The following is a 20807-nucleotide window of genomic DNA, read 5'->3' as shown; positions in this document are numbered from 1 at the left end:
TTCGGTTTTGCTTTCCGGCCGCGTCGCGCGCGAGGGATGGTGTCTGCGATCCCTCGCGCGCTGACGCGGCCGCCCTGCAACTGTTCGAGTGCCGCCCCGTGCTCGCCGACCTGACCGCTTACGTCGTCGGCGACTTATCGCCCGAGGGCGGGTGCGCGCCTGGATCGGGTGGCAACGCCGTCAGCAGTCGCGGCCCATGCTGCGCACCGGCTTTCCAGCCAGCCTGCCAGTCGGCCTCGCCGACCGGTTGCGCGGCCAGCATCACGAGACCATGCGCAGCCACTTCGATATCGACAGTGGCCAGTCGACGCGGCTCGTTCTCCGGCTCAGCAGTGTTCAACAGCACATGCCATTCCAGGTGCGGCGCGGGCGGCGTAAAACGCAGCGGGTCCTGATTGGCGTTCAACATCATCAACAATACTTCCGTTTCGCCATTCAAACCTGGACCGGCGCGACGTAGCGTGAATGCGCGGCCTTCAGGGTCCTGCCAGGCTTCGATGGTGAGCGGGTCGCCGTGTTCGTCGAACCAGCCGACGTCGAACAGGCCCGGCAAGACTTCGCGGTCGCCGAACAGAAAGCGCGTTTCGCGCAGCAGTGGATGCTGTTTGCGCAATGCAATCACTCGCGCGACGAATGCGCTCATCTGAAGCCCATCCGGCGATTGCGCGCGCTCCCAGTCGATCCACGACAGGTCGTTATCCTGGCAATACGCGTTGTTGTTGCCGCTCTGCGTGCGCAGCGATTCGTCGCCGGCCAGTACCATCGGCGTGCCGAGTGCCATCAGCAGCGTAGCGATCAGCGAGCGGGCTACGCGCTTGCGCGTGGCGAGAATCGCCGGATCGTCGCTCGGACCTTCCACGCCCCAGTTGCGGCTGCAGTTTTCGTTGTGGCCGTCGTTGTTGTCTTCGCGGTTCGCTTCGTTGTGCTTCTTCTCGTAGGCGGTCACGTCGGCCAAGGTAAATCCGTCGTGCGAGGTGACAAAGTTGACCGATGCCCACGGCTTTCTGAAGCGCCGGTTGAACAGATCGGCCGAGCCGGTCAAACGTGCGGCGAGATCGGGGCGCAAGCCGGCGTCGCCGCGCCAGAAGCGCCGCACGGTATCGCGAAAACGGTCGTTCCATTCGCCAAACCCGGGCGGATGATTGCCGAGTTGATAGCCGCCTGGGCCGATGTCCCACGGCTCCGAAATCAGCTTGCGTTGCGACAGGATCGGGTCCTGGCGCAACGCGTCGAAAAAACCCGAGCCGGGATCGAAGCCATGTTGCTCGCGTCCGAGCGTGACGCCGAGATCGAAACGGAAGCCGTCGATATTGAAGGCCGTCGACCAGTAGCGCAGTGAGTCCATCACCATTTGCAGCACGCGCGGGTGGGCCAGATTGACCGTGTTGCCGCAGCCGGTGTCGTTGATATGGTGGCGTTCGTCGCCTGGAATCAGGCGGTAATAGCTGGCGTTATCGAGTCCGCGCCATGAGACGGTCGGGCCCATCTCGTTGCCTTCGCAGGTGTGGTTGTAGACCACGTCGAGAATCACCTCGATGCCCGCCGCGTGTAACTGGCGCACGGCAATGCGCATTTCGTCGAGACGATGCGTGCTCAGATACGACGGCTCCGGCGCGAAGAAAGCCGCCGTGTTGTAGCCCCAGTAGTTGCGCAAACCGCGCTCCACCAGAAAACGGTCGTTCAGAAACGCGTGGACGGGCAGCAATTCCACTGCGGTCACACCGAGCTTCAGCAAATGATCGATGAACTCCGGCGAAGCCAGCGCGGCAAACGTGCCGCGTTCATGCTGACGCAAATCCGCGCGCAACATCGAGGCGCCGCGCACGTGCGTTTCGTAGATCACCGTCTCGCCCCACGGCACGTTGGGACGCTTGTCATGCGACCAGTCGAACGCCTCGTCGATCACTACGCACTTCGGCATGGCCGGCGCCGAGTCGCGCCGGTCGATGGAGAGGTCGGCGCGATTCGAATGCACGCGGTAACTGAAGAGCGCGTCCGACCAGCGAAACTGTCCGACCAGTTTGCGCGCATACGGATCGAGCAACAGTTTGTGCGGATTGAAACGATGCCCATGCTGCGGCTGATACGGCCCATGCGCGCGAAAACCATAGGCCGTGCCGGGATGGGCGTTCGGCAGATAGCCGTGCCAGACCTCGTCGGTGCATTCCGGCAGGGTGTAGCGGCGGATTTCCTTTCTGCCGGTGGGATCGAACAGGCAAAGCTCGATTTTCTGCGCGTTCGCCGAGAACACCGCGAAGTTGACGCCGAGGCCATCCCAGCTGGCGCCGAGCGGATAGGGCGAGCCGGGCAACAGCCGGTCGGGCATTGCATGCGACATGATTCCCCTTCCTTGTTCTGTTTTATGAACGCTATCGTGGGTCTTCATGCGACGAGCGCGCGGCCTTGAGGAAGCCGCGCGCTCGCCTACAGCACCTGCTTCAATCCGCGCGCAGCACGATCGTCGCGAGCGGCGGCAGCGTCAGCGAAGCGGAGTGCGGCCAGCCGTGGCTCGGATTGGCCTCGGTATGAATCAGGCCGCCGTTGCCCATGTTCGAACCGCCATACACGCCGGCGTCCGTGTTCAGCACTTCGGTCCAGCGTCCCTCGCGCGGCATGCCGAGCCGATAGCCGACGCGCGGCACCGGCGTCATGTTGCAGACTACGATGAGTTCGCGACCCGCGCCATCGGTGCGGCGAAAAGCGAATACGCTGTTGCCGCTGTCGTCGCCGATCAGCCATTCAAAGCCGCCCGGTTCGCAGTCGAGCACATGCAGCGCGGGCTCTTCGCCATACAGACGGTTCAGATCGCGCACCAGCATCTGCACGCCGTGATGGTGCGCGTCGTCGAGCAAATGCCAATGCGGCGAGGCGTCGTGGTTGAATTCCGCCATCTGGCCGAATTCGCCGCCCATGAAGAGCAGCTTCTTACCCGGATGCGTCCACATGAAGCCGAAGTACGCGCGCAGGTTGGCGAATTTCTGCCATCTGTCGCCGGGCATCTTGCCGAGCAGCGAGCCTTTGCCGTGCACCACTTCGTCATGCGAGAGCGGCAGAACGAAGCGCTCCGAGTACGCGTAGACCATCCCGAACGTCATGTTGTGGTGATGGTATTGGCGATAGACCGGATCTTCCTCCATGTAGTGCAGCGTGTCGTGCATCCAGCCCATGTTCCACTTGAACTGGAAGCCGAGGCCGCCGTCTTCGACCTTCGCCGTGACGCCCGGCCACGCGGTCGATTCCTCGGCGATCGTGATCGCACCCGGCACGCCCGGCACATAGCCGACTTCGTGATTCAACCGCTTGAGAAACGCGATCGATTCGAGATTCTCACGGCCGCCATAGATATTCGGCACCCACTGATCGGCGGCGCGCGAGTAGTCGCGATACAGCATCGACGCCACCGCATCCACCCGCAAGCCGTCGACGTGATAGCGCTTTAGCCACGCCAGACCCGAAGCGATCAGGAACGCGCTCACCTCGTTGCGGCCGAGGTTGTAGATCATCGTGTTCCAGTCCTGGTGGTAGCCTTCGCGCGGGTCGGCGTGCTCGTAGAGCGGCGTGCCGTCGAAGTCGATCAGCCCATGCGCGTCGTTCGGAAAGTGCGCGGGCACCCAATCGAGAATCACGCCGAGTCCGGCTTCATGCGCCTTGTCGACGAAGCTGGCGAACTGCTCGGGCTTGCCGAAACGCGCGGACGGGGCGAACTGCCCGAGCGGCTGATAACCCCACGAACCGCCGAACGGATGCTCGGCGATCGGCATGAATTCGACGTGCGTGAAGCCCATGCTTTTCACGTAGGGCAGCAGCCGGTCGGCGAGTTCTTCCCAGTCGAGCCCACGTTGGCCTTCTTCGGCGACACGCAGCCAGGATTCGGCATGCACTTCGTAGATCGAAATCGGCGCGCGCGGTGTCTGCTTCCCGGCACGCGATTGAATCCAGTCGTGGTCGGTCCACGCGAAATCCTCGATCTCGTGGACGTGCGCAACCACGGAAGCCGTGCCGGGCGGCTTTTCCGTCTGCATGGCGCACGGGTCTGCTTTCAAGGGCAGCGGATGACCGTCGCGCGACAGCAACTCGTACTTGTAGCGCGTGCCGGGACCGACGCGCGGCACGAACAATTCCCACACACCGGCCTGATGACGCAGCCGCATCGGATGACGGCGGCCGTCCCACGCATTGAAGTCGCCGACCACCGAGACGCGCCGTGCATTCGGCGCCCACACGGCGAAGCGCACGCCGGGCACGCCGTCCACTTCCATCGGACGCGAGCCGAGGCATTCGAGCACCGCGTAGGGATCGCCACCCGCAAGACGCCCGAGCGGTTCGTCGCCCAACACGGGCGCGAACGAATACGTGTCCTCGATTTCCTGCACCACGCCATGCCAGTCGATCCGCAGCCGATACGGCGCGGCCGAAGTGACACGACCGGCAAACAGTCCAGGTCTGAGCTGTTCCAATTCGCCGAGTAGCGAACCATCAGCACGCGCGATCACGCTGACATGCGCGGCGTTCGGCAACAGCGCGCGCACCACCGGACCCGCGTCCGTGTGGTGCATCCCGAGCTGCGAGAAAGGATCGGGGTGACGCGCTTCGACGAGCGCGTCGATTTCCAGCGGTTGGAGGCCTGCGGCCGGATCATGCTCACTCATAGTCGCCCTCGGCCGGGTTAGGCGGTGTGGCGGCGCCAGGCGCCGGGGTTGAGGAATCTGCCGCAGCGCCGGTGTCGCCCAACAGACGGCTTGCGAGCGCAGCGAGGCCGCGTACCGGCAAGCCGAGCCACGTCGGACGGTTGGCCGCTTCGTAGCGGATTTCGTAGGCGGCTTTTTCGATCAGGAACAGATCGAGCAAGGCCTGCTCCGCTTCCGGCGCGACCAGCGGCGTGGTGGAGTCGGCAGCGGCGGCCCGGTATTCGCTCAGGAATTTCTGCGTGGCGTGCGCGCGGAAACGCTCGAACAGTGCACGTTTGCGATCGGCGGTTTGCTGCGGCGCGCTTTCCGTGGTGGATTGCGCCGCGGCGCTCGCATATGACAGCGAGCGCATCAAACCGGCCACATCGCGCAACGGGCTCGACTTCTGACGACGTTCCTCGAGCGAACGCGCGGGCTCGCCTTCGAAGTCGATCAGATAGGCGTCGCCCTGCGCGACCAGCACCTGACCCAGGTGGAAGTCGCCGTGAATGCGAATACGCAGCGCACCGACATTTGCGGACACGAGTTTGTCGACGGCGTCGACCAGTGCCGCGCGACGGTCGATCAGACTTTGCGCAAGTGCCTTGGACTCAGGGTCGCTCATCTGCTCGATGCGTGGCGCGAGCAGATCGAGCGCGCTGGCCAACATCGCCTGCGTGCCGTCGACCCATGCCTTCACCTGCTCGTCGCTGGCCGGTTCGGGCGCGAAGGCCGGGTCGTCGGTCGGCGAGGCGAGCGCCACGTGCAACTCGCCGAGTCGCCTGCCGATGATGCCCGCCAACTCGCTATAGCCTTCCACCAGAATCGCTTCGTTGTCGCGGTCCGGGGCGCTTTGCGATTCGGTGTCGACGGCAATCGCGAGTTCGTCCACCGAGCGGCGCAGATAGTCGAGCGACCAGTTCCACGCGTCGCCCTGATTGTCGATGAAGCCTTGCAGGATGCAGAGCGTATGCGGCACGCCTTCGGGATCGACGCGCACCACCTCGCCATACAAAGGCGCGGTGTTGGCGTAGCCGAGTTGCGTCAGATAACGGCTGATCTCCGCTTCAGGATGGATGCCGCTCACCAGGCGGCGCACCAGCTTCAGCACGGCGGCATCGGCGATGATCAGCGAACTGTTGCTCTGTTCCGCCGCGAGCCAGCGAATCTCGGGACGCTCGCCGAGTTCGCCGAGTTCGTCGAAGCGCTCGGTTGGAATGAAGCGGATCTCGCTCTTCTGCACGGTAGGCACGACCGCGCGTTCGCGCAGCTTGCGCATCACACCGTGAGCGAAGATCGGCAGCGCGAACGCGTCCGTCAGGTGGCCGACGTTGCGGCCACGTCGCACGCGTGCCAGCGCCAGTTGCTTGAACAGTGGGAAGGTGGTTTCGCCACCCCACGTGATCGCAATCGGCACCACGTAGCGTTCGGTATGCTTGCCCACGTCCGCTTCGATTTCGGTGAAAGCGAAGCCGCCATTCGGGATCGTGGTCAGGGCCGCGAGCCGCACGGCATTCAGCTTCTGATCCTTCGACGCAAACCAGCGACGCCGGCTGAGCCACGAAGGCAGCACTTCGGATTCGAGCAGACGCACGTTTTCCGGCGTCGGCCCGACCTGGCCTTCACGGATCACGATCGTGACGAATTCCGGCAGCGGCTCCGAATGTGCCTGTGCCCACGTCGGACGCTGGCCGCCCGGACACAGCATGAACCACAGGAAGCCGTACGGCGGGAAGGTCAACAGATAGGTCAGCTGGCCGATTGCCGGGAACACCGAATCGGCGGTCATTTCAATCGGCACCGAGCCGTTGAACTCGGACAGATCGAGCTCGACCGCTTGCGGTGCGCGCGACAGATTCGCCACGCACAGGATCGGCGGCTCGCCTGGCATCTCACGCAGATACGCGAGAATCTTGCGGTTTTCCGGCTTCAGGAAGCGGATCGTGCCGCGTCCGAAAGTCTGCTTGGCGCGTCGCGTGGCCAGCATGCGGCGCGTCCAGTTCAGCAGCGAGTGCGGGTCGCGGCTTTGCGCTTCCACGTTCACCGCGTCGAAACCGTAGAGCGCGCCCATCACGGGCGGCAGGACCAGTTGTTCAGGATCGGCGCGCGAGAAACCGCCGTTTCTATCTGACGACCACTGCATCGGCGTACGCACGCCGTCGCGGTCGCCCAAGTGGATGTTGTCGCCCATGCCGAGTTCGTCGCCGTAATAGATCACGGGCGTGCCGGGCATGGAAAGCAGCAGCGAATTGATCAGCTCGATGCGGCGTCGGTCGCGCTCCATCAGCGGCGCGAGGCGGCGGCGAATGCCCAGATTCAGGCGCGCGCGACGGTCGCTCGCGTAGGTATTCCACAGGTAGTCGCGCTCGGAGTCCGTGACCATTTCGAGCGTCAACTCGTCGTGGTTGCGCAGGAAAATCGCCCACTGGTTCGTCTCGGCGAGGTCCGGCGTTTGCCGCATGATGTCGGTGATCGGGAAGCGGTCCTCGCTCGCAATCGACATATAGATGCGCGGCATCAGCGGGAAGTGGAACGCCATGTGGCATTCGTCTTCGTCGCCGAAATATTCCTTCACGTCTTCCGGCCACTGGTTCGCTTCGGCGAGCAGCATCCGGTTCGGATACTCGGCGTCGATGGTCGCGCGAATCTTCTTCAGAATCGCGTGCGTTTCCGGCAGGTTTTCGTTGTTGGTGCCTTCACGTTCGACCAGATAGGGCACCGCGTCGAGCCGCAGCCCGTCGATGCCCATGTCGAGCCAGAAGCGCATCACCTGCAGCACCTCTTTCAGCACCGCCGGATTGTCGAAGTTCAGATCGGGCTGGTGCGAGTAGAAGCGATGCCAGTAATAGGCGCCCGCCACCGGATCGTGCGTCCAGTTGGACGGCTCCGAGTCGATGAAGATGATCCGCGTTTCCTGATACTTCTGATCGGTTTCGGACCACACATAGAAGTTGCGATGGTTCGAGCCGGGCTTCGCGCGCCGGGCGCGCTGGAACCACGGGTGCTGGTCCGACGTGTGGTTGATCACCAGCTCGGTAATCACGCGAATGCCACGCGCGTGCGCTTCCTGAATGAAGCGCTTCACGTCGGAAAGCTGACCGTAGTCCGGATGTACGTTGCGGTAATCGGCGATGTCGTAGCCGTCGTCGCGCCGTGGCGACGGATAGAACGGCAGCAGCCAGATCGCATTCACGCCGAGTTCGGCGATGTAGTCGAGCTTCGCGATCAGGCCGGGGAAGTCGCCCACGCCGTCGTTATTGGCGTCGAAGAACGACTTGATGTGCACCTGATAGATGATCGCGTCTTTGTACCAGAGCGGATCGTCGCTCAAGGCCGCGGGTTTGCCGCGGCGATGCGAACGCGCCTTGGCGGCGTTGCTGGTGGCAACGCTCGTATTGGCCTGCGACGTGGTTTGGGCTGGATCTTCACGCTTCATGTCGCACCTTCCGTTGGGGTTGGGTTGCCAGCGTCTGCGTGATAGGCGCCGTTGGAGTCGCTGTCGGCTTCATCGGGACGTTCGGCGGGCAGGCCGCCGAGCGGTGCGATGCGCCAGATCGAAAACGGCTGGCCGGAGCCGAGTTGTACATGCTGCCAGCGGCCGTGCCATTCGAAGCGGGCACCGGTCATCTGATCGGTTACTTCCAGCGCGCCATGGTCGTGCAGGTTCCATCGCTGGAAAGTGTCCCACGACAATTCGATGTCCGCGCCCTGTTCGTTGAACGGATCGAGATTAACCGCGACGACGATCACGTTGTCGCGCGTTTCCGTGGCCTTCTCGAAGCACAATATGTGGTCGTTGTGCGCGGTCAGGAAAGTCAGGCCGAGATGCGTCTGCAGCGCCGGATTAGCGCGGCGAATGCGGTTCAGCGCCGTAATTTCGCCGACGATATTGCCTGGCCGGTTCCAGTCCCACGCACGCAGCTGGTACTTCTCGGAGTCGAGATATTCCTCACTGTTGGGCAGCGCGGCGGCCTCGCATAGTTCGAATCCGCTATACACCCCCCACAAACCGGCCAGCGTCGAGGCCAGCGCCGCGCGAATCAGAAAGCCCGTGCGTCCCTGCGATTGCAGATGGCGAGGATTGATGTCCGGTGTGTTCACAAAGAAATTCGGCCGGTAGAAATCGCGCGCACTGGTTTGCGTGAGCTCCGTCATGTACTCGATGAAGTCGCGCTTCGACTCGCGCCACGTGAAGTACGTGTACGACTGCGAGAAGCCGATCTTGCCGAGCCGGTTCATCATGCGCGGACGCGTGAACGCTTCGGCAAGGAAGATGGTGTCTGGATAGCGCGAGCGCACGTCGCCGATCACCCATTCCCAGAACGGCAGCGGCTTGGTGTGCGGATTGTCGATGCGGAAAATATGCACGCCCGCTTCGATCCAGAACAGGAACACGTCGCGCAGGGCGAGCCACAAATCGGGCTTGGCGTCGTGCGCATAAAAGTCCGGATTGACGATGTCCTGATACTTCTTCGGTGGGTTTTCCGCGTAACGCAGCGTGCCGTCGGGGCGCCATGCGAACCACGTCGGATGCTCTTTTAGCCACGGATGATCCGGCGAACACTGCACGGCGAAGTCGAGCGCAATTTCGAGGCCGTGCGCGTGCGCGGCGGCGAGCATCGCCTTGAAGTCGTCGAGCGTGCCGAGTTGCGGATGCACGGCGGTGTGGCCGCCTTCGACTCCGCCGATCGCGTACGGACTGCCGACGTCGCCCGGCTGGGCGTTCAGCGTGTTGTTGCGGCCCTTGCGGTTTGCCACGCCGATCGGATGAATCGGCGGGAAGTACAGCACGTCGAAACCCATGTCGCGGATGCGCGGCAGTTTCTTCGTGACGTCGGCAAAGTTGCCGTGACGCGACTCGTCGTCGCTCATCGAACGCGGGAAGATCTCGTACCAGCTTGCGAAGCGCGCGGCGGTGCGTTCCGCGTCGATCCGGTAGACGATCGGGTCGCGGCTCAGGAACGGACGATGGCGCGCAGCGGTCATCGCCTTCGCCGTGGTTGGCGCGAGCAGCAGTGCAAGCCTGGTTTCGGGGTCGGCCTTGGCGAAGACCTTGACGATATGTTCGAGCGGCTCCTTGACCGCGCCTTCCACGGTCTCCACTTCGGCGAGCACCAGGGCGAACAGATGCGAGGCTTCGTCCAGTTCGAGCTCGACAGTTTGACCCGCCTTCAGCTTCTTCTGCACGTGCTCGGTCAACGAGGCGAAGTCGTCGCGCCATGCGATCACGGTGAACTCATGGCGGCCCATGCGTTCGAGCGGAATACGCGCCGTCCAGATGTCGAGCCCGGCGGGCTGCGCCGGCGCCATCGGCACTTCGTGCCAGGCGGTTTCGTCGGCGGCGCGCCAGATGACGGCGGCGGCGATCTTGTCGTGACCTTCGGCGAAGATCGCGGCGCTGATCTCGGCGCGTTCGCCGACGTTGCGCTTGACCGGGAAGCGGCCGTTGTCGACCGTGGGCATCACGCTTTCGATGGCGACGCGCGGTGCGTTGAGCGCTTCGACCACCGTCTTGCGGCCGCTGCGCTTGCTGTTCGACTTGTCGATCGGCGGCGCGAGGCAGATGGGTTTTTCCTTCACGGCGCGGAACAGGCGCACGGCGCCGGCTGCGAGCGTGAAGGGCGTCAAGGTGGCGGGCGAGGTATGGCCGGGCGCGTCGAGCGGCACGAAGCGCGTGAAGTTGCCCGGTACGCCGGCGAGAAAACGTGCAGGATCGACGCGCACCGGCGCGCCCAATTCCGGGTTGATGGCGATGAGGATCGCTTCGTCGGCGTCGCGCAGATCGGGCTGATCGGCGCGCAGCAGCACGGCGGCGGGCGCGCCAGGCCCGCTTAACGGGCGCAATTCCCCGTTGGCGTGCAGCGTCTTCGTCCGGCGCGCGACTTCGTTGACATGCGCGATGCGCTCGGACAGATCGAATGGTTTTGCCTGAACCGCGCGCGCGAACTGCGCGGCGTCGCCGCGCGTTTGCGACATCGGTTCGGCGATGCCGTACTCGAAACCCATCGGCATCATCCAGCCGGTGCCGGTCGAAGCCGACGCGAATAGCGCGCGCCGGTAAGCCCGTTCGACAATGGCGGCATCGTGCGCGTCGCCCAGGTCGGCGGCGAGGCGCGTGCCATAGGGTGCTTCGGGAAAGGCGATCGGTGCGCCGATTCGCGCCAGCGCGGCGTGCTCTTCCACCATCCAGCTCGCGCGGAAATCCCACCAGCGGATCGACGAAAACACGCTGTCGAAGCCAGCGCCTTCGAGACCAGGCAAATCGCCACGGGAGAGCCCGGGCGTAGCGGCCAGAAAGCGCACCGTGGGATGCGTTGCACGCACCGCGTCGCGCAGTTGCCGCCAGACGTCGGCCGGCACGCGATGCGGCGAGTCGAAGCGGAAGCCGCCCACGCCGGCATCGGCGAGCGCCACCAGCTGCTGGGTCCACCAGCCGACCAGTGCGGCACGGCTACCCGCGTCGTCGAAGTTGGCATACGCGACGTTATCTTCGCGATGCACATGGCGCGGATCGAGGCGCGCCTCTTCAGACTCGAACGGATGGAACCAGTCGGCATGCTCGGCGTACAGCGCGCCGTCCGCAGCCATCCGGTCGATCACCAGATCGGCCAGCAAGGTCAAGCCATGGGGACGGGCGGCGTCCGCCAGCGAGCGGATTGCCTCGGTGGCGGGCTGAGCGGCCTCGAACACGGGATGCAGCCGGCCGTGATTGCCGACTACCTGCCCGTGACCAGCCTGGCCCGGCTCGAAGAGGTTGCCGATCAGCGCATGATCGAAGCCCAGCGCGGCCGCGTGAGCGAACTGCGCAGGCCATGCGGCAAGCGGTCCAACCAGAAGTGAATGAAAAAAGTAAATCCGCGGCGCGTTCCCGTTTGGAGATTCCATCGGTCGTTTCCAGATTCGTCCTGCTGCGGTGTGGATGCAATTGGCATGCGATCACAGCGCTCATTGGGCTTCCAGAGCATGCGTCAGCGAAGGCGCGTACTGGTCAATGTAGTGCAAAGATCGTCACGCCGCTGGCCAGTTAGGGGTGCTTTGACGCCAGGCGTCGGCTGCACGGCTGGTCAGAACTCCTCGCAAGATGCAGCAAACGCTGTGCCCGTGCGGCTCTGGCGGGCGGACGAGGAGGCAAGTGCAGACCCCGCAGTAGGGGGCGTCGCACGGCAGAAAGAGGAAGATTCGGAGCGCCGCCTCGTTCTTGTGTAAAACGGGCGGCGGTCGTCCGGGATTTACACGCGAGCGGCTCGAAGCGATCCTGGGTGACCGCAAAAGGCGAACTGGCCGGAGTTCGCCTGCTGGGCGCGTTTGCGTTTCGCTACGGACAAGTCAGGAGCCGAGCAGACCCGCCGCGATGTTCACGCACAAACCGAGCACGGCGACATTGAAGTAGAACGACAGCACGGATTGCGCGAGCGCGGCGCGGCGAATCGAACGGGAGCGCAGCACCACGTCGGAGGTTTGCGAAGCGACGGCGATCGTGAACGAGAAATACAGGAAGTCCCAGTAGTCCGGTTGCAACGCATGGTCGGGGAACAGCAGTGGGGTTTCCTTGAAGTCGGTGTCGTAGTAGAGCCGCGCGTAGTGCTGCGTGAAGATGGTCGGGATGATGAACCACGCGCCGAACATCGTGAAGCCCGTGAGCACGTAATGCCAGACCGTGGACGCGCCCGCCGTGCCTTTGGCCGACGCCAGTTCCAGCACGATCGCCACAACACTCGCAACCGTGGCGAGGCAGATGATGAACAGCACGACCCCGGCGTTCTCATCGTCGCGCCGGGCGGTTTCTTGCACGCGGCCTTCGTCGGCGAGCGCCATGTGCAGCCAGATCATGAACAGATAACTCCAGATGGCGACGTCCCAGCCCATCAGCACGCGCACGACCGGGCGCGTGTGCGCGGGTGCAAGCAGCAGAGCGGCGACTATGCCGAGCGCGAGGCCGACCAGCATGCGCGGGCGATTGCGGAAAACCTGGGGATAATATTTCGTGAACATGGAATGAAGTTTGGCTGTCGGTGTCGCGGATTCTACTCGGGCTTCGGGCACCATTTGTCGAATGGACGGATCACAGGCTATAGTCTCCCGCAACGGCCTTGCGCGGCGCTTTCAGTTGAAAGGCGTTTGGCAGGCGGCTAGCTGGCCGTCGTGCGCGTCGTCGACTCACCATCTGGAGTCCCCATGACAGATGTTCCTGAGAATAATGATGCGCACCACGAAGTGACGCATTCGGCCGGGTTGTCGTCAGTTTCCATTTCCGCCTCGCGCAGGGCCTTCGTGCTCGGCGCTTGCGCTGCTGCCGCAGCGCTCGCGTTTGCCGGCGTCGGCCGCTCGTTCTCGTGGATCGGTGCGGCCTACGCCGACGTGCCCGCGGGCGGCGGACTCGATGCATTCCTTGCGCTCTCGCAACGCCTCACCGGACGGTCGGACTTCGACACCGTGCTCGGCAAACGCGTCTATGAAGCGCTTTCCCGATCAGACAGCCAGTTCACGCAGAACGTCGCCGCGCTCAACACGTGGCTGCAAGGTCATGGCGGTGTGCCATCCGATACCGTCACGCAGGCCTTGCAGGCCGAACAGCCGGCGCTGGCCAAATCGGTTAGCGCGATCATGCGCGCGTGGTATCTCGGCCTCGTCGGCGACTCGCCGCATATCGAGGTGGTGGCCTATGAGAAAGCGCTCATGTTCGAACCCGTGAAGGACGTGTTGACGGTTCCATCCTATTGCCGCGACGTGCCGTTCTACTGGTCGCATAAGCCGGTAGGCGCCTGAACGACGTGCCTCTTGCGCGTGCCGCGATCGTTTGACCCGGTAATTGATCCGGCACGACGGGACGAAGGCGCGCAAAGCCAGCAAGTAACGATAAGCCAGTAAAGAGGGCAGCGATGGCAAACTCAAATTCCGCCGACATCGTCGTGGTCGGTTCGGGCGTAGCGGGTGGACTGGTCGCGCATCAGATGGCGCTGGCCGGCGCCTCGGTGATCCTGCTGGAAGCCGGGCCGCGCATTCCACGCTGGCAGATCGTCGAGAACTTTCGCAACTCGCCGGCCAAGTCCGATTTCGCGACACCGTATCCGTCGACGCCTTACGCGCCACATCCCGAGTACGCCCCCGCCAACAACTATTTGATCCAGAAGGGCGACTATCCGTACAACTCGCAGTACGTGCGGCTGGTGGGCGGCACGACCTGGCACTGGGCCGCCGCTGCGTGGCGGCTGTTGCCCTCGGACTTCCAGTTGCACAAGCTGTACGGCGTGGGGCGCGACTGGCCCTATCCGTATGAAACGCTGGAGCCGTGGTATTCGTTGGCCGAGGCGCAACTTGGCGTATCTGGTCCCGACAATTCGGTCGATCTCGGCTCGCCGCGTTCAAAGCCTTATCCGATGAGCCAGCTTCCGCTGTCGTACATGGATCAGCGCTTTAGCGACGTGCTCAACGCGCAAGGCTTCAAGGTCGTACCCGAACCGGTGGCGCGCAACAGTCGTCCGTACGATGCGCGGCCCACTTGCTGCGGCAATAACAACTGCATGCCGATCTGCCCGATTGCGGCGATGTACAACGGGGTCGTGCACGCGGAAAAGGCCGAGCAGGCCGGCGCGAAACTGATTCCCGAAGCGGTGGTGTATCGCGTCGAAGCGGACAATAAAGGGCTCATCACAGCCGTCCACTACAAGGACCCGAACGGCAACAGCACACGCGTGACGGGCAAGCTGTTCGTGCTCGCCGCAAACGGCATCGAAACGCCCAAGCTGATGCTGATGTCGACCTCGGATAAATTCCCGCACGGCGTCGGCAACAGTTCCGATCAGGTGGGCCGCAATCTGATGGACCATCCGGGCACGGGCGTGACTTTTCTCGCTAATGAACCCTTGTGGCCCGGACGCGGCCCGATGGAGATGACCTCGATCGTCAACTTCCGCGACGGCGCGTTCCGCTCCGATTACGCGGCGAAAAAGTTGCATCTGTCGAACGGCGTGCCGACCATGGGCGTGACTGCCGAGCTTCTGAAAAAAGGCCTCACGGGCGCTGAACTCGATCGGCAGATTCGCGACCGCGCGGCGCGCACGCTGAACATCAACAGTTTTCACGAGCATCTGGCCGAGCCGCAGAATCGGGTGGTGCCGTCGGCGGATCACAAGGATGCGCTCGGTATTCCGCAGCCGGAGATCTACTACTCGATCAACGACTACGTGAAGAAAAGCGCGGCCAACACGCACGATCTGTACGCGCAGATCGCCGCGCTGTTCGGCGGCGCCGAGGTCTCGTTCGACGACACCTTCGCGCCCAACAATCACATCATGGGCACCACGATCATGGGCAACGATCCGGGTGATTCGGTGGTCGATGCCGACTGCCGCACGCACGATCATTCGAACCTGTTCATTGCCAGCAGCGGCGTGATGCCGACCGCGGCCTCGGTGAATTGCACGCTGACGATCGCGGCTTTGTCGATGAAACTGGCCGACAAGCTCAAGCGCGAAATCTGAGCCCCGAACGGAGAGCCACCATGACGAAGAACACCTCTCGCGTGCCGCCGCTCGAAGCGCTCGTTGCGCGCACGCGTCGTCGGCGCTTCACGGTCGCGACGCTGGCGGCGTTGTTTTCGCTGTTCGCGCTGTATGTCGCGTGGTATGAAGCGCATGGTCCAGGCGCGCGACGCAGCGATGAACTGCCGATCACCCAGGCTCGCGCCGACGATGCGTTGCAAGCCAACGACGCCACCGCGACCGCCCCGACCGCAGCCGGTGCCGATCTGGTCAAACGCGGCGAATACCTCGCACGTGCCGGCGATTGCGCGGCCTGTCACACGGCAGACAAAACGCGCCCGTTCGCGGGCGGCCTGCCGATCAACACGCCGTTCGGCACGATCGTCACGCCAAATATCACGCCCGATCCGGACACCGGCATCGGCCAATGGAGCGACGCCGATTTCCTGCGCGCGATGCATGAAGGCATCGGCAAAAGCGGCGAGCGGCTGTATCCGGCGTTTCCGTATGCGGAGTACACCAAGGTCACTGATCGCGATGTGCTGGCGATTCGCGCGTATCTGAACACGCTGGCGCCGATCCACTACGCGCCGCCGGGCAACAGCCTCAAGTTTCCGTTCAACCAGCGCTGGCTGATGGTGTTCTGGAACATGTTCAACTTCACCGAAGGCCGCTACGTACCCGATCCAAAGCAAAGCGCCGAGTGGAATCGCGGCGCGTATCTGGTGGAGGGTCTCGCGCACTGCGAGGAGTGCCATACGCCGCGCAATGTCACGCAGGGCCTGAAGACGGGCGCGCGCTTCTCCGGCGCAGTGCAGGCCGGCTGGCACGCATACAACATCACGCAGGACAAGACGAGCGGCGTGGGCGGCTGGAGCGACGACGAACTGGTGTCGTATCTGTCGACCGGCGCGGCGCCCGGCCGCGCCAACGCGGCCGGCCCCATGGCCGAAGTGGTGGCCGACAGCACGCAGTATCTGACGCACGAAGACCTCGGCTCGATCGTCGCGTATCTGCGCTCGGTGCCTCCGATCAGCGGCGGCGAATCGCGTCCGCGCGATCAATGGGGCAATCCGGCCGACGACGTTACCGCGCTGCGCGGCACGAAAATCAATGCGGTGAATGGCGCGCAGCTGTTCGTTGCCAATTGCGCGACTTGCCACAGCTGGACGGGACAGGGTGTGGGCGCGAGCGCGCCGGGAGCGTATCCGTCGCTGATTCACAACTCAGTAGTGGGAGCGAGCGACGCCAACAATCTGGCGCTGGTGATCCTGCACGGCGTGCGTCGCACGACGAAACAGGCGGACGTGCTGATGCCGGCGTTCGGCAGTCAACTCACCGACGACCAGATCGCCGCCATCACCAACTATGTGACCCGGCAGTTCGGCAATCCTCAGTCCACGCTGACTGTCGATCAGGTAGCCAGTCTACGCACACAGCAATAGCGACCGCGTAAAGGGCCTATTTCCGGTAAGGACTCCCGGAAACAGGCTCTTTCGGCGTTGATTTCCGTCATTCTCGCGTGCCCGTGCGTCAGGTTACGATCGGCACCGCGCATACATGCACCGGGATGCCGCATTATTATCGGGACATGGCTTCCGTACTCGATACTCTCGTTCAACATCACGCAAGCAATGCGAGCGGCCGCGATTTCGTGGTCGGCGATCTGCATGGCTGCGTCGATGCATTGCGCTATCTGTTGCGCACGATCGCGTTCGACCCGACGCGTGACCGGCTGTTTTCTGTCGGCGATCTGGTGGATCGCGGCGAGCATTCCGAACAGGCGCTCGCGCTGCTCGGCAAGCCGTGGTTTCACGCCGTGCTCGGCAATCACGAAGACGCCTTGTGCGCGGTCGTCGACGGACGTCTGCGGCGGCAATGGTGGTATGGCATCGGCGGGACGTGGGCGGCGGATGTGCCCGACGAGCGTTTGCGCCGTTACGCCGCGGAATTGCGGACACTGCCGCTGGTGCGCGTGGTCGGCAGCGGCAAGGAACGCTTCAATGTTCTGCACGCCGAATTCTTCGGTACCGACGCCGAACTCGACGCGGGGAATTTTTCCGCCGAGACTCGCCAGCAATTGCTGTGGGGCCGTGAACTCGCGGTAGGCAACAGCGACGCGCAGCGGCAACGCGGTCTTTCGTTGACGTACTGCGGCCACACTCCGATGCGCGACATCACGCAGATCGGCTCGCAGGTGTTCATCGACACGGGCGCGTTCGGACCCGGCGGCAAGCTGACCATCGTCGAGCCCAAGGCATTGCGACGCTGGTCGGTCTCGGTTGAGGAAGCGCTCGCGGATGGGGCTGCTGCGCTCGCGCTGCCTTGATCGCCAGCGTAATGCTTCGCGCCCTGGCTCAGCCGACCTGGTTGAGTTCGAACACCATATCCACACTCGTGCCGTTCCAGTTGTATTCCAGATACGCCGCGTGATGACAATCGCGCAGCAGCGTGGTGCGGAAGGCAGCGAGGCACTCGCCTGTGTCGTCCCGCACCGAAGGATAGACAATGCCAGGCGCCCCCGCCTCGCGTACTGCACGGCCGAGCGATTGCCCGGCCAGATAATCGTCCGGCGACAACACCGCGAGGTCGAGCGTGGCGTCGCCGCGAATGTCGACCACTTCACCTTTGGCCGCCACCGTGTAGAGACGCATTTGCTGGCGCATCGGCGGTTCGGCCGTGGCCCGCATAAAATTTCCCGTGTGATAGCGCGTTTCGGCGATTGCGGTCGCTCGCGAACGGGCGCAGTAGAACACGCCGTAGCTGCCGTCTGAAAAGCGGCTGCCGAGCGGATTCAAGTGCGTTAGCGCGGCCATGATCGGGCCGTAGCCCGGCCCGAAACGGCGCTCATCGTGCGGCACCAGATTCAGTTCGCCGATCTCCGTACGCAGGCGGTCGTTGGTCATGGCTTCGAGGGCGTAGAGCGCGTCGAAGTCTTCGGACGACGCCACCCGGTCGAACAGGTTGACGGCCGGAAAACGTGTAGGAATCACGCGATACGCGGGCGACCAGTCGAGCGGCGCGGTGCGCCAGCGGTCCTGCCAAAACGGTTGTGTCACGCCCAGCCGCCTCGCATCGCATCCAGATACTGGCGCACGGCCACGAGGTCGCTGATATTGCCGGCCAGCATGCGATCCAGCGCACGACGGCCGCCGAACGGCGGCGCGCTGTTGGGTCGCCTGATCCAGGTGTCGGCGGCGCTGGCTTGCGGCAGCAGGATTTGCAGGCCCTTGTAGATGCCGAGCATCAACGACAGGCGTTCGAGCGTGTCGCGCCCCAGCCGGGCCGTTTCCGGCGACTGCTTCCATTTGAAATACGTGGAGCGCGCCGGGGCGCCGAGCAACACGATCTGCTCCTCGGCACTCAGGTCCCAGTCGCGTGCGATATTGAAGAAAGCGCGCAATCCTGCCGCGGACATTTCCGTGAGCGTGGGTTCCGAAGCGGGGCCGTGAATCGGCGCATCGGGCTGGGTGGCGCGGGCAGCGTGAGCCATGAGAACAATGAGTCCGTATGTGTACTTAAAATTTATAATAGTCCAATTATGGATTTTTGCAAGAGAATATAATCCCGGCTCGTCACGGAATTGAAGATCAGGAGAAGCGGGAGATGGGGGTTCGTGCAGTAGCAGCGGCGTTGGCCGTGTGGTGCGTGTCCGGTGTGGCAGTCGCGGCGGGTTACGCTGAAGTATGGAATCCGCCGGAGGCGTCGCGGCATACCGCGAAGCAGGCGAAGAAAAAGACGGTTGCGGCGAAGACGGGTGCCAAGACAGGTGCCACGCACGCGGCGAGTGGCCAACACCACGCTACTGTGCGGGTGGCGTCGGCGTCCGGCAAGGGCGGCAAGCCGGCGGTGCATGGCGGCAAGGTGAAAAAGGTCGCCGGGAAGGGTGGTGTTAAAGCGGGAAGCGTCGGAACGCCGGGCGTAGCCAAACCCAGATCGAAACCCGCTGTCATGACGCAGGGCAAAAATCCACGCGTGCAGATTGTTGGCGCGAAGCCGGGGCAAGGCAAGGTAATTCACGCGAACCTGGTCCAGCGTGCTGCTCAAGGCCAGAAATCGCATCCTCAAGCGGTCCGGAGCGCGGCGAAAACCGGCGCGGCCACGCCGTCGATGTCCCGCGCCACGACTTCGGCGCCTTCCGCAAACGTTAGCGTCAGCGCCGACAACCCGGCGACCAATCCGGCGACCGCCAGCAGCGGCTCGCTGCCGCCGATCATCCATTGAAGTCAAGGGTTGGGCGTCAGCGCCGCTGCCTACGTCATTGCATCGCCAAACCACTTGTCACCAGTCGCAGCGTCTCGACCGATCGCTCGTCCCGCACGCGCGAATGCAACGTCACGCGCGACTCCGGCAACGGCGGCAAACCCAGCCGCGCGCCGACATCGACTAGGCCACGCGGTGCCACCCGGCGCGCCAATGGCGACACCGCCAGACCCGCCGCCACCGCCGCGCCCACGGCCGCCACCCCGCCGCCGACAAACACTTCCTGCCACGCGATCCCCACCGCTGCCAGCGTGCGCAACGCCACGTCGCGCACATTGCACGGCGGACTCAACAATGCCAGCGCCAACGGCTCGCCGACGCGCGGCAACCACGTGGGTGTGGCGAGCCAGCCGAGCGGTTCGCTGAACAGCACCTGCGTATCGTCGCGGGCCGGCTCTTCGGGGCCGTAGCGAACGATCACCGCGTCGAGCCGTCGCTCGTCGAATTGCGCCAGCAGCGCTGACGACGTGCCCATATGCAACTCGACCACCAGCCCCGGATCGTGCGCATTGACCCTGGCGAGCAGTAGCGGCAAATCCGGGCCGGCCACATGCTCGCTGAGCCCCAGCGCGAGCCGACGTCGTTCGAGGGACAACGAACCTAGCGCCCGCTCGTGCGCATTTAGCAGATCGCGCGCGGCGTTGAGAAAGGCGTTGCCGTCCGCGGAAAGGCGCACGACCCGTGGCGTGCGCTCCAGCAACTGCTTGCCCAGATGCGCCTCGAGGCGCTTCAGCTTCAGACTGACGGCCGATTGCGTGGTGTCGAGCGTATCCGCAGCACGCGTGAAACTATGCAGATCGGCGACCATTACAAAGGCGCGCACGGCGTCGAGATCGAGAACTTTCATTTCTGATGGATATAGATGAAATCATCAATGATGTCTGTTCATTATGACTGACCAGACCTAAGCTGTGTTTACCCAATCACAGCAAAAAAGGAGTCCGATCATGCCGCTGACACGAATCTCACTGCGCGCCGGCAAGTCCGCCGAATTTCGCCAGGCGCTCACCGACAGCATTCAGCGCTCGCTCGAAGGCAGTTTCAACGTGCCGAAGAACGACAAATTCATGCTGATCACGGAGCACGACGCCGATAATTTCATCTACGACAGGCAGTACATGAACATCGAACGCGGCGACGATTTCGTCGTGATCCAGTTGACGGTCAGCAACACGCGCTCGCTCGAGCAAAAGCAGGCGCTGTACAAGCGGATCGTGGAGGAGTTGGCGGAATCGCCGGGGGTACGACGGGAGGATGTGTTCATCAATCTCGTCGAGGTGGAGAAGGAGAACTGGTCGTTCGGCAACGGTATTGCGCAGTACGCGCTTTGACTGCTGCGATGACGTCGATCGTGCCGTAGGCGCATGCGGCGAAACGGGCCGCCATGTCGCCGCCC

At 63.7% G+C, this 20807-nt stretch carries 14 protein-coding genes; 6 read left to right on the top strand and 8 right to left on the bottom strand.

Translation table 11 applies throughout. From position 1 onward, the window contains the following. Nucleotides 1–118 precede the first annotated feature (118 nt). The 5 genes from glgX to FQ705_RS01740 form a co-directional block, all read right to left on the bottom strand. Nucleotides 119–2338 carry a glycogen debranching protein GlgX gene (gene glgX, locus FQ705_RS01760; RefSeq protein ID WP_144137755.1) on the bottom strand — a complete coding sequence of 740 codons (2220 nt, stop codon included), beginning with the start codon at nucleotides 2336–2338 and terminating at the stop codon, nucleotides 119–121. A 100-nt stretch (nucleotides 2339–2438) separates the two neighbouring features. Further along, nucleotides 2439–4649, bottom strand: coding sequence for a 1,4-alpha-glucan branching protein GlgB (gene glgB / locus FQ705_RS01755; protein WP_144137754.1), 2211 nt, complete (start codon nucleotides 4647–4649; stop codon nucleotides 2439–2441). After that, nucleotides 4642–8103 carry a maltose alpha-D-glucosyltransferase gene (gene treS / locus FQ705_RS01750; RefSeq protein ID WP_144137753.1) on the bottom strand — a complete coding sequence of 1154 codons (3462 nt, stop codon included), beginning with the start codon at nucleotides 8101–8103 and terminating at the stop codon, nucleotides 4642–4644. The genes glgB and treS overlap by 8 nt, the downstream gene beginning before the upstream one ends. Then, a complete protein-coding gene (locus tag FQ705_RS01745) occupies nucleotides 8100–11552 on the bottom strand; it encodes a maltotransferase domain-containing protein (RefSeq protein WP_144137752.1) in 3453 nt (1150 codons plus the stop codon). Before FQ705_RS01745 ends, treS begins: the two co-directional genes overlap by 4 nt. Before the next feature lie 441 nt (nucleotides 11553–11993). Further along, nucleotides 11994–12659, bottom strand: coding sequence for a DUF1345 domain-containing protein (locus FQ705_RS01740; protein WP_144137751.1), 666 nt, complete (start codon nucleotides 12657–12659; stop codon nucleotides 11994–11996). A gap of 183 nt (nucleotides 12660–12842) precedes the next feature. On the opposite strand from FQ705_RS01740, the gene FQ705_RS01735 reads away from it, so the two are divergent. The 4 genes from FQ705_RS01735 to FQ705_RS01720 all read left to right on the top strand — a co-directional run bounded on the left by FQ705_RS01735 (nucleotide 12843) and on the right by FQ705_RS01720 (nucleotide 17477). Further along, entirely contained in the window at nucleotides 12843–13433 is a 591-nt protein-coding gene (locus FQ705_RS01735) for a sugar dehydrogenase complex small subunit (protein ID WP_144137750.1), read from the top strand. Nucleotides 13434–13546: 113 nt separating this feature from the next. Further along, nucleotides 13547–15148 (top strand): GMC family oxidoreductase, encoded by a 1602-nt coding sequence (locus FQ705_RS01730; RefSeq protein WP_144137749.1) that lies wholly within the window; start codon nucleotides 13547–13549, stop codon nucleotides 15146–15148. Between the two features lie 20 nt (nucleotides 15149–15168). Continuing rightward, the gene (locus FQ705_RS01725) at nucleotides 15169–16593 is read left to right on the top strand and encodes a cytochrome c (RefSeq protein WP_144137748.1); all 1425 of its coding nucleotides are present in this window, start codon (nucleotides 15169–15171) and stop codon (nucleotides 16591–16593) included. A 146-nt stretch (nucleotides 16594–16739) separates the two neighbouring features. Next, nucleotides 16740–17477, top strand: coding sequence for a metallophosphoesterase (locus FQ705_RS01720; RefSeq protein ID WP_144137747.1), 738 nt, complete (start codon nucleotides 16740–16742; stop codon nucleotides 17475–17477). 28 nt (nucleotides 17478–17505) lie between these two features. Here the strand turns inward: FQ705_RS01720 and FQ705_RS01715 are convergent, their stop codons facing one another. Both FQ705_RS01715 and FQ705_RS01710 read right to left on the bottom strand, forming a co-directional pair. Next, nucleotides 17506–18207 (bottom strand): RES family NAD+ phosphorylase, encoded by a 702-nt coding sequence (locus FQ705_RS01715; protein WP_144137746.1) that lies wholly within the window; start codon nucleotides 18205–18207, stop codon nucleotides 17506–17508. Then, nucleotides 18204–18641 (bottom strand): MbcA/ParS/Xre antitoxin family protein, encoded by a 438-nt coding sequence (locus tag FQ705_RS01710; RefSeq protein ID WP_144137745.1) that lies wholly within the window; start codon nucleotides 18639–18641, stop codon nucleotides 18204–18206. The genes FQ705_RS01715 and FQ705_RS01710 overlap by 4 nt, the downstream gene beginning before the upstream one ends. Before the next feature lie 113 nt (nucleotides 18642–18754). Between FQ705_RS01710 and FQ705_RS01705 the strand changes: the two genes are divergently transcribed. After that, complete coding sequence (locus tag FQ705_RS01705; RefSeq protein ID WP_144137744.1) at nucleotides 18755–19372, top strand: hypothetical protein; 618 nt, start codon at nucleotides 18755–18757, stop codon at nucleotides 19370–19372. A gap of 34 nt (nucleotides 19373–19406) precedes the next feature. Here FQ705_RS01705 and FQ705_RS01700 read toward each other — a convergent pair whose 3' ends face one another. Next, nucleotides 19407–20258 carry a LysR family transcriptional regulator gene (locus FQ705_RS01700; RefSeq protein WP_144137743.1) on the bottom strand — a complete coding sequence of 284 codons (852 nt, stop codon included), beginning with the start codon at nucleotides 20256–20258 and terminating at the stop codon, nucleotides 19407–19409. A 100-nt stretch (nucleotides 20259–20358) separates the two neighbouring features. On the opposite strand from FQ705_RS01700, the gene FQ705_RS01695 reads away from it, so the two are divergent. Further along, nucleotides 20359–20742, top strand: coding sequence for a tautomerase family protein (locus FQ705_RS01695; protein ID WP_144137742.1), 384 nt, complete (start codon nucleotides 20359–20361; stop codon nucleotides 20740–20742). Nucleotides 20743–20807: the final 65 nt, after the last annotated feature.

It is taken from the genome of Paraburkholderia sp. BCC1884 (assembly GCF_900996225.1).
Lineage (GTDB): Bacteria > Pseudomonadota > Gammaproteobacteria > Burkholderiales > Burkholderiaceae > Paraburkholderia.
This window is presented reverse-complemented; position numbering and strand designations above follow the sequence as displayed.